This window comes from Aeromicrobium sp. WCS2018Hpa-31 (assembly GCF_031843905.1).
Classification (GTDB): domain Bacteria; phylum Actinomycetota; class Actinomycetes; order Propionibacteriales; family Nocardioidaceae; genus Aeromicrobium.
Window position 1 is genome coordinate 68848 of sequence record NZ_JAVTJF010000007.1, and the last position, 14023, is coordinate 82870.

At 71.3% G+C, this 14023-nt stretch carries 14 protein-coding genes and 1 pseudogene; 7 read left to right on the forward strand and 8 right to left on the reverse strand.

Features of this window, described 5'->3' with window-relative positions; genetic code table 11:
* Window positions 1-5: 5 nt before the first annotated feature.
* Entirely contained in the window at window positions 6-326 is a 321-nt protein-coding gene (locus RQG84_RS10545) for a 2Fe-2S iron-sulfur cluster-binding protein (RefSeq protein WP_055968291.1), read from the reverse strand.
* Between the two features lie 131 nt (window positions 327-457).
* On the opposite strand from RQG84_RS10545, the gene RQG84_RS10550 reads away from it, so the two are divergent.
* Window positions 458-1465: an AraC family transcriptional regulator gene (locus RQG84_RS10550; RefSeq protein WP_257727432.1), complete on the forward strand. Its 1008-nt coding sequence runs from the start codon at window positions 458-460 to the stop codon at window positions 1463-1465.
* A 27-nt stretch (window positions 1466-1492) separates the two neighbouring features.
* Here the strand turns inward: RQG84_RS10550 and RQG84_RS10555 are convergent, their stop codons facing one another.
* Window positions 1493-2161, reverse strand: a complete 669-nt coding sequence (locus RQG84_RS10555; protein ID WP_055968287.1) for a TetR/AcrR family transcriptional regulator — start codon at window positions 2159-2161, stop codon at window positions 1493-1495.
* A gap of 296 nt (window positions 2162-2457) precedes the next feature.
* Between RQG84_RS10555 and RQG84_RS10560 the strand changes: the two are divergent.
* Window positions 2458-2964 (forward strand): annotated as a pseudogene (locus RQG84_RS10560) (hypothetical protein); the annotation flags it as partial.
* A 33-nt stretch (window positions 2965-2997) separates the two neighbouring features.
* Here RQG84_RS10560 and RQG84_RS10565 read toward each other — a convergent pair.
* Together RQG84_RS10565 and RQG84_RS10570 are read right to left on the reverse strand one after the other, a co-directional pair.
* Window positions 2998-3306, reverse strand: a complete 309-nt coding sequence (locus RQG84_RS10565) for a hypothetical protein (protein ID WP_257727431.1) — start codon at window positions 3304-3306, stop codon at window positions 2998-3000.
* Window positions 3307-3489: 183 nt separating this feature from the next.
* Window positions 3490-4293, reverse strand: coding sequence for an alpha/beta hydrolase (locus tag RQG84_RS10570; protein WP_311209995.1), 804 nt, complete (start codon window positions 4291-4293; stop codon window positions 3490-3492).
* Between the two features lie 143 nt (window positions 4294-4436).
* Between RQG84_RS10570 and RQG84_RS10575 the strand changes: the two genes are divergently transcribed.
* Window positions 4437-6197: a GNAT family N-acetyltransferase gene (locus RQG84_RS10575; RefSeq protein WP_311209996.1), complete on the forward strand. Its 1761-nt coding sequence runs from the start codon at window positions 4437-4439 to the stop codon at window positions 6195-6197.
* Here the strand turns inward: RQG84_RS10575 and RQG84_RS10580 are convergent.
* Window positions 6181-7134, reverse strand: coding sequence for a DMT family transporter (locus RQG84_RS10580; RefSeq protein ID WP_311209997.1), 954 nt, complete (start codon window positions 7132-7134; stop codon window positions 6181-6183). The genes RQG84_RS10575 and RQG84_RS10580 overlap by 17 nt on opposite strands.
* Window positions 7127-9481 (reverse strand): excinuclease ABC subunit UvrA, encoded by a 2355-nt coding sequence (locus tag RQG84_RS10585; RefSeq protein ID WP_311209998.1) that lies wholly within the window; start codon window positions 9479-9481, stop codon window positions 7127-7129. Before RQG84_RS10585 ends, RQG84_RS10580 begins: the two co-directional genes overlap by 8 nt.
* An 88-nt stretch (window positions 9482-9569) precedes the next feature.
* On the opposite strand from RQG84_RS10585, the gene RQG84_RS10590 reads away from it, so the two are divergent.
* The 3 genes from RQG84_RS10590 to RQG84_RS10600 are packed head-to-tail and all read left to right on the forward strand — an operon-like array spanning window position 9570 to window position 11554.
* Entirely contained in the window at window positions 9570-9998 is a 429-nt protein-coding gene (locus RQG84_RS10590; protein WP_311209999.1) for a hypothetical protein, read from the forward strand.
* The gene (locus RQG84_RS10595; RefSeq protein WP_311210000.1) at window positions 9995-11158 is read left to right on the forward strand and encodes an MFS transporter; all 1164 of its coding nucleotides are present in this window, start codon (window positions 9995-9997) and stop codon (window positions 11156-11158) included. The genes RQG84_RS10590 and RQG84_RS10595 overlap by 4 nt, the downstream gene beginning before the upstream one ends.
* A gap of 9 nt (window positions 11159-11167) precedes the next feature.
* Window positions 11168-11554 carry a low affinity iron permease family protein gene (locus tag RQG84_RS10600; RefSeq protein ID WP_311210001.1) on the forward strand — a complete coding sequence of 129 codons (387 nt, stop codon included), beginning with the start codon at window positions 11168-11170 and terminating at the stop codon, window positions 11552-11554.
* A 4-nt stretch (window positions 11555-11558) separates the two neighbouring features.
* Here the strand turns inward: RQG84_RS10600 and RQG84_RS10605 are convergent, their stop codons facing one another.
* Window positions 11559-12353 carry an alpha/beta fold hydrolase gene (locus RQG84_RS10605; RefSeq protein ID WP_311210002.1) on the reverse strand — a complete coding sequence of 265 codons (795 nt, stop codon included), beginning with the start codon at window positions 12351-12353 and terminating at the stop codon, window positions 11559-11561.
* A gap of 45 nt (window positions 12354-12398) precedes the next feature.
* Window positions 12399-13307 (reverse strand): alpha/beta hydrolase, encoded by a 909-nt coding sequence (locus tag RQG84_RS10610; RefSeq protein WP_311210003.1) that lies wholly within the window; start codon window positions 13305-13307, stop codon window positions 12399-12401.
* A 55-nt stretch (window positions 13308-13362) separates the two neighbouring features.
* On the opposite strand from RQG84_RS10610, the gene RQG84_RS10615 reads away from it, so the two are divergent.
* Window positions 13363-14022 carry an MBL fold metallo-hydrolase gene (locus RQG84_RS10615; RefSeq protein ID WP_311210004.1) on the forward strand — a complete coding sequence of 220 codons (660 nt, stop codon included), beginning with the start codon at window positions 13363-13365 and terminating at the stop codon, window positions 14020-14022.
* The last annotated feature ends 1 nt before the right edge of the window (window position 14023 follow it).

Below are 14023 nucleotides of genomic sequence, written 5' to 3' on the forward strand. Positions count from 1 at the left end.
CGTCGTCACAGCTGAAATTCGGGCAGTTTGACGGTCAAGCCGTCCCACGAGGGGCAGACCGACATCTGGCACGCGAGCCGGGAAGTCGGCTGCCGCTCGGGGTTCATCGCGAGCATTGCTTCTTCTTCAGCTCCGGACAGGCCGACCTGCTCGGACCACTGGGGGTCGACGACCACGTGACAGGTCCCGCAGGCAGCCTCTCCGCCGCAGTCCCCGTCGATGCCCGGGATTGCCTCGTTGACCGCGACCTGCATCAACGACTGGCCCTCCTCCAGCGGGGCTTCGTACTTCTCGCCGTCGTGCGACACGAAGGTGACAACTGCCATGTGAGTCTCCTGAAGAACTGTCCCGGGCGTGATGAACTTCATAAGAGTGTTGCCGGGTCCGACAGCGGTGGCTATGGTCACCGAAGTCAATACCTTGTGATTTCGGCTCACGAAGAGACGAGAGGGTGAATATGGTCGAGCCGTGCGTGCCGCCGCTTGCATTCGTGCAGCTGCTCGCGGGCGAAGCGCTGGAGCCGGACGCCGTCGCGCGGTTTCGCCGCGTCATGGCTCGCGAGGGAGTCAGCGAGTCGACGATGGTCGAACGCGATGTCCAGGCGCCGCTGCGCTGGTTTCGAGAGGTGTATCCGGCACTTGACTCCGCCCAAGCCACCCATCTCGGACGTGCGTGCGCGGCGCAGGCTCAATTGACCACCTTCGGGCCACTGAGCCTGCCGTTGGTCAGTGCAGGCTCGGTCGCGGAGATCGTGGAGCTGCTGACCTACCTGCCGTTGATTTCGACCGCTCTCAGTCCTCAGCTGCATCACTCCGATCACGGTCTGACCGTCGGTTTCACCGGACATACCGGTGATCCGGACCTGGATCGGTTGGTGATCACTTATTGCGGATCGGCACTCGTGCGACTGCTGAAGCTGCTCGTCGGTGACATGTCGGCCGTCACGCTGCACCTGGCTTGGTCGGCGCCTGCAGACCTGGCCGGTCATCCGGATGTGCTGAGTGGCCAGCTGGCTTTCGATGCCCCGATCTCATTCCTCCGGGTACCTGCTGAGACCCTGAGCGAGGTTTGTCGGTTCTCCGATCCGATCGCCTACCGGCACGCGATCGCCGAGCTCGAGAAGGCTCTCGAGCTCCGGAATGGGCCTCTGTCGTTCTCACGGACCGTGAGGCTTCTGGTGGATGAGGGCGACGTCCTGAGAAGCAGCCGATCGGTCGCCGATGAGCTGTCGATGTCGGCCAGCACTTTCAAGCGGCGACTTGCCGGTGAGGGAACCACCTTCCGTGAGCTGCGCGAGACCTCCCTGCGAGAGCGGGCGGTACTGCGTCTGCTGGAGCGAACGGCGACGGTGAGCGAGATTGCCAGCGACCTTGGCTACAGCGACCTTGCCAACTTTTCGCACGCGTTCAAGCGATGGACCGGGAAGTCTCCGCGTCAGTTCCAGCGCGAGCAGGAAGTTCGGTGATACCCGGGCCCTGCCGGATATGTCTGGTCAGCGGACGGTGACGGTGGGGTCGACACGTCGGGGCGCGTCGGCGGGCTCCGATCGACGCAGTCCGAGGTACCGAAGTGCCACCTCGGAGATCTGCTGGCCCGTGGCCTCGGCATCCGCGCCCGGGAGGGCGAGGTGGCTGACGGCAAGTCGGACGAGGGCGTCGGTCGCGTTCTGGACGTCGACGACGTCAAGCTGAGGAAACTGCTGATGCATCCAAGCCGCCAGGGCATCGCTTGCGACGTCGAGCAGACGCCCTGAGGTCGTGATGAGGGGCAGCATGCCCTTGCGGGCGTCGAGAGCGCTGGTCTCCAGCGCCGGATCGCGGTGTGAGACGAGGACTGCCCGCAACAACGGGCTCCTCTCCGCCTCGGTCAAGGTGTACTGAACCGCCGCCTGGATGCCGCCCGCGGCGTCGGTCGGGTACGACGCCAGAAGATTCTTGATCCCCGCAAGGAAACGGTCGGCCTCGTGAAGGACCAGCGCTTCACCCAGCGCCTGCTTGTCGCCGAACTCCTTGTACAACATGGCGCGCGGGGCACCGATCAGGATCGCAATGTGTCCCACCCGGACCTTGTCCCAGCCCTTTGCCACGGTCTCGACGTACGCCGCCTCCAAAGCACGTCTCCGCAGATGGGCTCGGTACGACTCCCGAAGCGGCGTGGGCATGGACAAATCCTAGGCGATTGTTCATCCGTCGACAGTGACTCGAGCGGAAACTAGCGATGCATCGATGGTCATTCGAAGACACTGGTGTGTCCGAAAACCTAGCGCCGAAACTTTCGGCCCCTGAAACCTCGAACGGTTCTGGCGCGGGTTACCGACTCCCTTCGGTGCCGAACGCCGCAAAGGACCGATTACGGACTTGGGTGAGCGCCGCCCCGAGGCTGCGCTGTTGAACCCCGAGACGACCACCGAGCGCGGCGCCACGACCGACACCGGATAGGTACCCGGGCGGGCGGTGCCGGATTCAGTCGCGACGCGGTCACGACATTACGAGCGGCTTCCCCGACGTCGCGGACGCGGCGGCCGCGATGTTGCCGGCCGGCACGGTCCTGGACGGTGAACTCGTCGTGTGGGGTGATGGGGCGCTCGACTTCGGCGAGCTGCAGCGCCAGCTCGCCTCACGCGGCGCCACCCGTCGTGTCGGGTCTCGGCCGCCAGCGACGTTCATGGCGTTCGACGTCCTGCAGAGCGATGGCGTCGACCGGCGCGCGCACATCCTGCGCGATCGCCGGCACGTGCTCAAGGAGCTTTTGGCCGATGTGCGGCCGCCGATCCAGCTTGTGCCCCAGACCGCCGGCGTCGACGAGGCTCGCGACTGGCTCGAGCGGTACACCGCGGCGCAGGTCGGGATCGAGGGCCTGTGCGCCTGGCACGCACTGGCGTGCTGTTCCACCACATCGTCGGCACGTCATATGCGGGGCAAAGGTCGAAGACAGAACTGTCGAGAGTCGTTGGTTCAACCATAGCGGCGGGTTTGATGGGGGAGCGGCGGTCCCACGTCAAGCGCTATCTGGGTCGTGCGCCGTGTCGCCGCGTCCTCGGTCGTATCCTGCGACACCGCCTTCAAACCAAGCGTGCACAGCCAGGTGGACCAGGGTGAGTTGAATGTTCTCGCCGCGACGTAGGGATGCCTCGGCCGTCCGGACCAAGTAGTCCAGGACCGGATTGTCCGGATCTGGGAACGGGGGATCGGGCATGTGTGCGTCGGCTCGGGGATCGGACCACGCGCCGCGATCGGCGTTCTGGCGGGCGGTGTGCGCCGCGACGTCCAAGGCCAGCTGAGCGTCGGTGCGGAATGTTCTCGACATGCCGAGATCCTTGATCGAGATCAGCCGTCGACGCTCAGAGCGAATCGCACATGACAACTAGTTGGCAAAAGATGACAACCAACTTGGCAAAATGACACCTTTCCTGACAACTGACAGCACTGGGCGCCGTGAGGCGTGCCACGATGTCCACTACTTGACATAATGTGCATTATCGGAGCGATGTCAGCGTGGGCGAGAGGGGCCGGTCGGGGCCACTGCGCCGACGTGGTCGGCCAGCTCGCCCGCCCACCGGCGCACGTCGTCCGGATCGTCCGCCACGACGCTGCGACAGTGCGGCAGGACGGCACCGAGCTCGTCGGCGGTCTCCAGCGGGTGCGCCGGGTCGGCCGTCCACGCCAGCACCAGTGTCGGGACGTCCAGCGTCGTCAGGGACGACCTGGACGGCAGGTCCGACGACGCCGCTCCGCGCAGCACCGTCGGGAGCAGGCTCGGTGGCACGTCGGGCAGGGTGTCAGGACGCCCACGGGTCGCCGGAGGCTGCGGAGCGCCTGCGCCGGCGGCCATCCAGGCCGCCACGCCGCTGGACTCGACGAGCCGCGCCGCCCACTCGTACTCCGACGCCTTCGACGCGCGGGTCCGCCAGCCGGTCGGCGGGATCATCAGCGTGAGGGTCGCGAACCTGGCCGGGTCGGCGATGGCGGCGTGCAGGAGCGTCCCCGTGCCCATGGAGGCCCCGATCCCGTGCACCACTTCCCCACCGAACACGTGTTCGACGAGCAGGTGGAGGTCCTCGGCCAGCTGCGGCCAGCAGTAGTCGCCGATGCGGTCGCGCCCGGTGGACCGACCGTGCCCACGGGCGTCGTAGCGAAGGAGTCGCACGCCCTCGAGCCCACCGGCGACGTCGAGCCCCAGGACCGCCTCGCGGTGCCGGCTCGAGGTGAGGCCGTGCAGCGCCACCACCGCAGGGCCGTCGGCACCGGTCACGTCGAAGTCGAGCGTGGCCCCTGGTACCGCGAACGACGACACGGTGGCTGCTCCTCGTGCTCGGCTCCCCTGACGGCCCAGGCTACGACGACCGGGACGCTCCGAGCGCCGGCGCGACCCCACGTGTGACCGAGTCGACACGCACCTGCCCTGACCGGTGGCTCGAGCGGCCTAGAGTGAGCCGCATGCGGCTGACCCATGTGGCCCACCTCCGGCTGCCGTTCGGTCGCATCGTGGGCTACGACCTCGACGTCGGACCCGTCGGCGAGCAGCTGCCGATCTCGTTCGACCAGGCTCGCCACGTGGGCCTGGGCGACCGTGCCGGGTCGTGGATGGCGATCACCTTCCGCCCGCCCGACGTGGACCGCGACACGCTCGCGGCGGCCTGGCTGTCGGTGGTCCGGCGCCACGGCACGCTCCGCACGGTCTTCTCCCCCGCCCCCTCCGACGGGCCCGACATCGGTCCAACGCTGCACGAGGTCGAGCTGGGGCCCGGGCGGTGGCGGGAGCACCCGGTGGGTCCCGGCACGCGGCTCAGCGACGCGATCCGTGGGGTGCTCGACGAGCACTGCACGCCGTTCTCGTCGCCCTCGCACCGGCTGTGCGTGGTCGAGTCGCACGACCGGCCCACCGTCGTGGTCGCCGCGGACCACGCACACGTCGACATGTGGTCGTTGCTGGTCGTCGTGCGGGACCTGCAGCGCGCGCTCGCCGGAACCCTCGACGACGCGGCTCCGGCGCGACCGTTCGCCGACCACACCGCCGCGCTCGTCGAGCGTGAGCGCGCACCGCAGTCGGTGCGTGAGCGCTGGAGCGAGGTCATCGAGGCGTGCGGCGACACCATGCCGCGCTTCCCGCTCCCGCTGGGCGACGTGGATCGACCGGTTCCCGAGCGGGTCGAGCTGCGCGACGTGCTCGACGTCGACGCCCTCGCCTGGCTGTCGCGAGGGGCACGCGCCCGCAGCGTGTCGACGCTCGCGCTCGTGACCTCGGTCCTGACCCAGGTCACCCGCGACCTGGCCGACGCTCCCCTGCGTGCCGTGTTCCCGGTCCACAGCCGGTACGAGGACACGTGGCACGACTCGGTCGGGTGGTTCATCACCAACGCCGTCCTCGACTCCCCCGACGCCGACCCCGTGGCGTGCGCCGCGGCCGTGAAGGAGGCCATCGGCCTCGGTTCGTGGCCGCTCGAGGACGTCTTCGCGCCCTGGGGTGGCATGCCGCAGTCGCCGGGGATGTTCGCGATCTCGTGGCTGGACCTGCGGCGGCTGCCGGTGCACGTCGACCACGTCGGGCTCGAGGCGCAGTACGTGAGTGCGGCGGGGCGCACCGACGGCGTCATGGTCTGGTTCGTGCTCGACGAGGCGGGGATGCACCTGCGGTGCCGCTACCCCGACACCGAGCAGGCGCGGGCGAGCGTCGGAGGGTGGCTGGACGAGGTCGTCGACGAGATCCGCCGCGCGGCGCGCGACGCCGGGGCGACGCTGGAGGTCGACGGTGCGCTGCTGCGGGTGGGACGGGCCGAGCGGCACGACGTGCCGGCGATCCTCGCGCTGCTCGCGGACGACCCGATCGGCGCGACGCGCGAGCTGGCCGACGCGACCGCCTACGAGGACGCCTACGACGCCCTGGTGCGCGACCCGTCCCAGCTGCTCGTGGTCGTGCGCGACGGCGACACGGTGGCGGCCACCGCGCAGCTGACTGTCATCCCGGGGCTGTCGCGGGGCGGGGCCACACGGCTGCAGATCGAGGCCGTGCGGGTGGCGTCGGCGTGGCGCGGTCGAGGGCTCGGTGGTGCCCTGCTGGAGTGGGCGCACGAGCACGGACGTGCCCGCGGTGCCGTGCTGAGCCAGCTGACGACCGACGCGTCGCGCGTCGACGCCCACCGGTTCTACGAGCGCCTGGGGTACGAGGCGAGCCACCTGGGGCTCAAGCGTCCGCTCTGAGACCGGACCGGCCCCGGGTGGGGGGTGACGGATCGGCGCGAGCGGTGGCGAGCACCGCGAGGCCGCACGCCAGCACCACGAGGCCGAGGCCTGCGACCGCGCCGACCCGCTCCCCCAGCACGACGACACCCAGCACCGTGGCGCAGAGCGGCTCGGCGAGCGTCAGCGTGGCGACGTCGGCGGCGGGCAGGCGTGCCAGCCCCCAGCCGAACAGCAGGTACGCGACCGCGGTGGTGACCACGCCGAGCCACAGCACCAGCAGGAGCCCGGGCCCGCTCCAGAGCCACGGACCGGCCAGCAGCACGAGGGCGGGGAGGCTGACGACGCCGGCCGTGCCGAACAGGACCCCCATGGTGCGGCCCGACGACCAGCCGCGGCCGAGCAGCTCCTTCGCCGCGAGCGTGTACAGCGCGTAGGAGGCGCCGGCTCCGACGGACCACCCGACCGCGGAGCCCGCGACCGCCGACCCCGACGCGAGGCCCGACACGAGCACCACGCCGGCGATGCCGAGGGCCGTCGCCACGCCCCACCGGACGCCGGGCACGCGACGACGCAGCACCGCCTCGAGCGCGCCCGTCACGACCGGTGCGGATCCGAGCGCCACGACGGTGCCCACGGCGACACCGTTGCGGGCCGTGCCCTCGAAGAACGTGGGCTGGTAGGCCACGACTCCCCCGGCGCCGACGGCGACGACCACCCAGGTGGGCATCCTCGCGCCCGTGGGAGGCGGTGGAGCGACGCTGGTCGCCCGGCCCCGGGACAGCCACGTCGCTCCCAGGGCCAGGAGGGTGCCGCCCAGGGCGATGCGGGCCAGCCCCACGGCGACGGGCGAACCGGCCACGGCGGCCAGCTCCTGCGCGGTCCCGGTGGTCGCGAAGCACAGCGCGGCGAGGACGATCGCGCCGACGGCCCGCCCGCGGGGTGCGCCGTCAGGCATCGACGTAGTCGGCCAGGTGCTCCCCGGTGAGACCGGCGCGGGCGGCGACCAGGTCGGCCGGGGTCCCCTCGAAGACCACGCGGCCGCCTTCGTGGCCCGCGCCCGGACCGAGGTCGATGATCCAGTCGGCGTGGGCCATCACGGCCTGGTGGTGCTCGATCACGACGACCGAGCGACCGTCGTCGACGAGCCGGTCGAGCAGCCCGAGCAGGTTCTCGACGTCGGCGAGGTGCAGGCCGGTGGTGGGCTCGTCGAGCACGTACACCTCGCCGGCGTCCGACATCTGCGCGGCCAGCTTCAGCCGCTGGCGCTCGCCGCCGGAGAGGGTGGAGAGCGGCTGCCCGAGCGTGAGGTAGCCCAGGCCGACGTCGACGAGGCGCGCGAGGATCTTCTGGGCTGCGGGGACGCGCCCCTGCCCCTCGGCGAAGAACGCCTCCGCCTCGATGATCGACATCTCGTGCACCTCTGCGATGTCCTTGCCCCCGAGGGTGTGCTCGAGCACCTCCGCGCGGAACCGACGGCCGCCGCACTCCTCGCACGGCGACTCGACGGTCGCCATGACGCCCAGCTCGGTGATGATCACGCCGGCGCCGTTGCACGTGGGGCAGCCGCCCTCGGAGTTGGAGCTGAACAGCGCCGGCTTCACCCCGTTGGCCTTGGCGAACGCCTTGCGGATCGGCTCCAGCAGGCCCGTGTAGGTGGCGGGGTTGCTGCGGCGGGACCCCTTGATGGCGCCCTGGTCGATGACGACGACCCCGTCACGCCCGGCGATCGACCCGTGCACGAGCGAGCTCTTGCCCGAGCCGGCCACGCCGGTCACCGCGCAGAGCACGCCCAGCGGCACGTCGACGTCGACGCCCTGCAGGTTGTGGGTGTCGGCGCCGCGGATCTCCAGGTGGCCGGAGGGTCGGCGGACGGCGTCCTTGACCCGGGTGCGGTCGTCGAGGTGGTGACCCGTCACGGTGTCGCTGGCCCGCAGGCCCGCGACGTCGCCCTCGAAGCAGATGGTCCCGCCGCCGGAGCCGGCTCCGGGTCCGAGGTCGACGACGTGGTCGGCGATGGCGATCGTCTCGGGCTTGTGCTCGACGACGAGCACGGTGTTGCCCTTGTCGCGCAGCTGCACGAGCAGCCGGTTCATCCGCTCGATGTCGTGGGGGTGCAGGCCGATGGTGGGCTCGTCGAAGACGTAGGTGACGTCGGTCAGCGACGACCCGAGGTGCCGGATCATCTTGGTCCGCTGCGCCTCGCCGCCCGACAGCGTCCCGGCGGGGCGCTCCAGCGAGAGGTACCCCAGGCCGATGTCGGTGAAGGAGTCGAGCAGGTGCTGCAGACCCTTGAGCAGCGGTGCGACCGACGGCTCGTCCAGCTCGCGCAGCCACTCGGCCAGGTCGCTGACCTGCATCGAGCACAGGTCGGCGATGTTCTTGCCCCGGATGCGGGACGAGAGCGCCTCGGGCGTGAGGCGGGTGCCGTCGCAGTCGGGACAGGTCGTGAACGTGACCGCGCGCTCCACGAACCGACGCACGTGCGGCTGCATGGCCTCGAGGTCCTTGCTCAGCATCGACTTCTTGACCTTGGTCAGGACGCCCTCGTAGGTGAGGTTCACCCCGTCGACCTTGATCTTGGTCGGCTCGCCGTGGAGGAGCGTCTGCAGCTGGTCCTGCGTGAACTCCCCCACCGGGGTGTCCATCGGCAGGCCGGCGCCGGCGAAGATGCGGCCGTACCAGCCGTCCATGCTGTAGCCCGGGACGAGCAGGGCGCCGTCGGCGAGGGTCTTGCCGGCGTCGTAGATGGCCGTGAGGTCGAAGTCGTTGACCGACCCCATCCCCTCGCAGCGCGGGCACATGCCGCCGAGGTACACCTCCTTGCGCGCCACGCGCTTCTCGACCCGGCCCCCCTTCTCGGTCTGCATCACGCCGCTGGCGGTGCGGGTGGGCACGTTGAACGCGAAGGCGGTCGGCGGGCCGACGAAGGGATCGCCGAGGCGGCTGAACAGGATGCGAAGCATCGCGTTGGCGTCGGTGGCGGTGCCGACGGTGGATCGCGGGTTGGCGCCCATGCGTTCCTGGTCGACGATGATCGCCGTCGTCAGCCCCTCGAGGTGGTCCACCTCGGGCCGCGCGAGCGACGGCATGAAGCCCTGCAGGAACGCGCTGTAGGTCTCGTTGATGAGGCGCTGGGACTCCGCGGCGATCGTGCCGAACACGAGCGAGCTCTTGCCCGAGCCCGACACCCCCGTGAACACGGTGAGCCGACGCTTGGGCAGGTCGACGCTCACGTCCTGGAGGTTGTTCTCGCGGGCGCCCTGCACGCGGATGACGTCATGGGTGTCGGCGGTGTGGGCCATGGGGCCCAGGCTAGCGATCCGCAGGACCGCCGGACGCCGCCCGCGCCCAGCATCGGAGCCGTGGCGAGTCACCTGGCATCCTCGTGCGGTGAGCACTCCCCATCGTGTGGTCCAGCACGTCGCCCGCGTGCTGCTCGGCGCCTTCCTCGTCCTCGCCGGGGTGGCGCACGTCGTGGCGCGCGAGGAGTTCCGCGCGCAGGTCCCGTCGTGGTTCCCGGTCGACGAGGACGTCACCGTGCTCGCGTCGGGTGCGGTGGAGCTGGTCCTTGGTCTGGCGGTGCTGCTGGCCCCGGCGGCACGACGGGCGCTCGTCGGGCTGCTCGTCGCGACCTTGTTCGTCCTGGTCTTCCCGGGCAACGTCGCGCAGTACGTGGAGGGCGTCGACGCGTTCGGCCTCGACACGGACCGCGCGCGGCTCGTCCGCCTTCTCTTCCAGCCGCTCCTCGTGCTCTGGGCGCTGTGGTCCTGCGGAGCCTGGCCCCGAGCGGCGCGGTCCGGTTCCGGGCGCGACACGTGACCCCCACCGTCCGAGCGGCGCGCAACGCCGTCGCCGTCGTCTTCGCCCTCAACGGGTTCATGTTCGCCAGCTGGATGGCGCGGCTCCCCGCGGTCCGTGACGCGCTCGGGCTGTCCCCTGCCCAGCTCGGTCTGCTCCTGCTCGCGATCTCCGCCGGGTCGCTGACCGGCCTCCCGCTCGCCGGAGCGCTGTGCGACCGGTTCGGCGCCGCCCGCGTGGTCGCCGTGTCCGCGGTCGTCGTCGCCGTGGCACAGACCGCCGCGGCCGCCGGAGCGGAGTCGGGCGTCGCGCTCGCCGCCGCGGTGCCGATGGCCTTCATGGGCTTCGGCATCGGTGCGTGGGACGTGGCGATGAACCTGCACGGCGCTCGTGTCGAGCAGCACATGGGCCGCACGGTGATGCCCCGCTTCCACGCCGGCTTCAGCCTCGGCACCGTGGTCGGTGCGGGGCTGGGCGCCGGTGCCGCGGCGCTGGACCTCGACCTGCGCGTCCACCTCGCGGCCACCAGCACGATCGGTCTCGTGGGCGCGCTCGCGGCGGTCCGGGCGTTCCTGCCCGGCCACGAGGACCACGGCGAGGATCCGCAGGGCGCACGGTCCGCGTCGGCCTGGACGGAGCCGCGCACGCTGCTCATCGGCCTGATGGTGCTGGCCCTCGCCTTCACCGAGGGCACGGCCAACGACTGGTTGGCGGTGGCCCTGGTCGACGGCTACGACGTGCCGGACTGGGCCGGTGCGCTCGGCTTCGGGGCCTTCGTCACGGCGATGACGCTGGGCCGGGTCGTGGGCCCGGCGCTGCTCGACCGCCACGGTCGGGTGACGGTGCTCTGGTCGACGATGGGGCTGGCCTTCGTCGGCGTGCTGCTCACCGTGCTGGCGCCCGTCCCCGAGCTCGCGGTCGTCGGCATCCTGCTCTGGGGGCTGGGCGCCTCGCTCGGGTTCCCCGTCGGCATGAGCGCCGCCGCCGACGACCCACGCCGCGCCGCGGCCCGGGTCAGCGTGGTCTCCACGATCGGGTACACCGCCTTCCTGGCCGGTCCGCCGCTGGTCGGGTTCGTCGGCGAGCACTCCGGCACGCTCCAGGCGCTGCTCGTGGTGGCCGCCCTGCTGGTCCCGTCCGCGCTCGTCGTTCCTGCTGCGCGGGAGCGCCGCACGCCCTAGCGTGCCGTCATGGGTACTGAGGAGGCCGCCCGCGGCGGCGACGACCGGTCCGTCTTCGACCGCTTCGTGGAGTCGGCGGAGTCGGTGGTCACCCGGGCTCCGTTCTTCCTGGTGTGCGCCGGCATCGTGGTGGCGTGGGCGGTGAGCCTGCCGCTCTGGGCCGACCTGAAGGCGTGGCAGGTCGCGATCCACACCGTCGCGAGCGTCCAGTCGCTGTTCCTGCTCGCCCTTCTGGAGAACGCCGGACGTCGGGCCGAGGAAGCGTCGCAGGAGAAGCTCAACGTGCTGGCCGAGGCGCTGGCCGACCTGATGGAGTCACGGGCGCGCGACGACGAACGGCTGGGCGAGTCGGTGCAGCGCCTGCGCGACGCGGTCGGCCTCGAGGACCGGCACTGACGGCTCAGGCCAGCAGGAAGGTCCGCAGCGCCGAGGCGAAGGCGTCCGGCTTCTCCGAGTGCACCCAGTGGCCGGCGCCCTTCACGGTCACGAGGCGGGTGCGGGGGAACAGGGTGCGCATGCGGTCGGCGTCGTCGTCGCCGACGTAGTCCGACCGCTCCCCCGCGAGCCAGAGGACGGGCCGGTCGAAGGTCCCGTCGACCTCGGGGAAGCCGCCGATGACCGGCAGGTCCCGGCGCAGGAGGGCGAGGTTCGCCATCCAGCGGAACCCTCCGCCCTCGCTCGGGGGGATCGAGCGCAGGTTCTGCAGGAGGAACCCGCGCACCGTGTCGTTGTCGATCCGCTCGCGCAGCTGCTCGTCGGCGTCGCCGCGCCGCTCGAGCGTGTCGAGGTCGAGCGAGGCCAGGCTGTCCAGCAGGTGCTCGAACTCCCCGGCGCCGTCTCTCGGACCAGGGGCGATGTCGACCACGACGAGCCGGTCCACGAGGTCCGGGTGACGCAGGGCCAGCACCATGGCGACCTTGCCGCCCATGGAGTGCCCCACGACGTGGGTGCGACCGTCCGACGCCCACTCCTCGCGCAGGAACGCCGCCACCTGGTCGGCCACGTCCAGGTAGTCGACGGAGTCGGTCCACGCGGAGTGGCCGTGGTTGGGCAGGTCCACGAGGAGCGAGCGCAGCTCGGGCTGCAGCGCCTTGGCGGCCTGCGTGAAGTTGCGGCCCTGGCCGAACAGTCCGTGCAGGAAGACCACCCGCTCCCCCGTGTCACCGACCTCGCGGGCGTAGATGGCGTCGGTCACGGACCCAGGGTAGATCGACGGTGAGGACCGTCCGCAGGTGCCGTCCTAGACGAGCGCCCGCGCGATCGCCTCGGCCATGAGGTCCATCCAGTGGCGCGCCTGCCGCCGGTCCGCCGGGTCGAGGAAGTAGTGGTCCTGGCCGGGCACGACGTGGTGCTCCACCGGGACGCCCACGTCGGCGAGACGCCGCGCGTAGGCGTCCCCCTCGGCCCGCAGCGCGTCGTGCTCGGCGGTGACGACGAGCGCCGGTGGCAGCCCGTGCAGGTCTTCGGCGAGCAGGGGCGACGCGTACGGCTCGCTGCGGCGCGAGGCGTCCTTGAAGTACGTCGCGCGGACGAGCCGGACGGTCCGTTCGCTGATCATCGGTCGCGGGACCGTGGCGGGCTTGTGGGTGGTCGAGACGTCGAGGGACGGCACGCCGAGCAGCTGCAGACGCGCCGGCTGGTGCCCCTGGTCGCGGGCCTGCAGACAGACCGACGCGGCGAGGTTCCCGCCTGCACTGAAGCCGCCGACCACCAGGCGGCGCCCGTCGAGGCCCTGCGTCCCGGCGTTCTGGGCGACCCACTCGACCACGTCGTGCGCCTGGTGGTGCGCCACCGGGTACCGGTGTCGCGGTGCCACGTCGTAGTCCACGTTCACCACGGCCGCACCGGTCGTGGCGACGACGTGGCGGGCGAAGAAGTCGTCCATCGCCGCGTGCCGCATGAGGAAGGCCCCACCGTGCAGGTGCACGTAGACGCCTGGCGTCGACGGTGCGTCCACGGAGCGCGCCGCGTGCCGGCCCGCCGTGGGTCGGTAGACGTAGCAGCGGACGGTCCCGTGCCGAGTCGGCACGCGCCAGGTCTCCGGGTCCTCGACGTCGGCGCCGGACATCTGCAGGGCGTCGCCGTAGCGCACCGTCAGCGGTGCGGTGAGGTTCATCAGGAGCGCCGTGGCGTCCGCGTACCAGCCCATGTGTGCCATTCGACACCGCGCTGCGTCCGGATCGGCGCAGGTGCATCATGGGCGTGTGAGGATCACGAGACTCGGACACGCCGCCCTCCTGCTCGAGACGTCGGAGGCGAGGGTGCTCGTCGATCCGGGCGCGTTCAGCCTCGACGCCGCCTTCGAGCTGAGCGACCTGGACGCCGTGGTCGTCACCCACCAGCACCCGGACCACCTGCACCCGGCGCGCGCCGCCGACGTCGTGGCCGCCAGCCCGGAGGCGGTCTTCCTGGCCGATCCCGAGACCGCCGAGCAGCAGGGCGGACCCTGGCGCGCGCACGCCGACGGCGTGGTCACGCAGGTCGGCGACATCACCCTCACCGGCGTCGGTGCCCGGCACGCCACGATCCTGCCCTCGATCCCGGTGGTCGCGAACGTCGGCGTGCTCGTGGAGGGCCCGAGCAGCGACGGCGGGACGACCACCCTCTTCCACCCGGGCGACTCCTACGAGTCCACCCCGGCCGGTGTCGACCTGCTGGCGCTGCCCCTCAGCGCACCCTGGGCGAGGATCAGCGACACGGTGGCCTTCCTGTCCGGCGTCGCGCCGCGTGGCTTCCTGCCCATCCACGACGCGACCATCGCCGACGTCGCCTACGACCTGTACTGGAACCACGCCGTGAACCACGGCGGGGTCGACGCCGAGCAGGCGCACCGCCTCGCCCCCGGCGACACCCTCGACGCCTGAG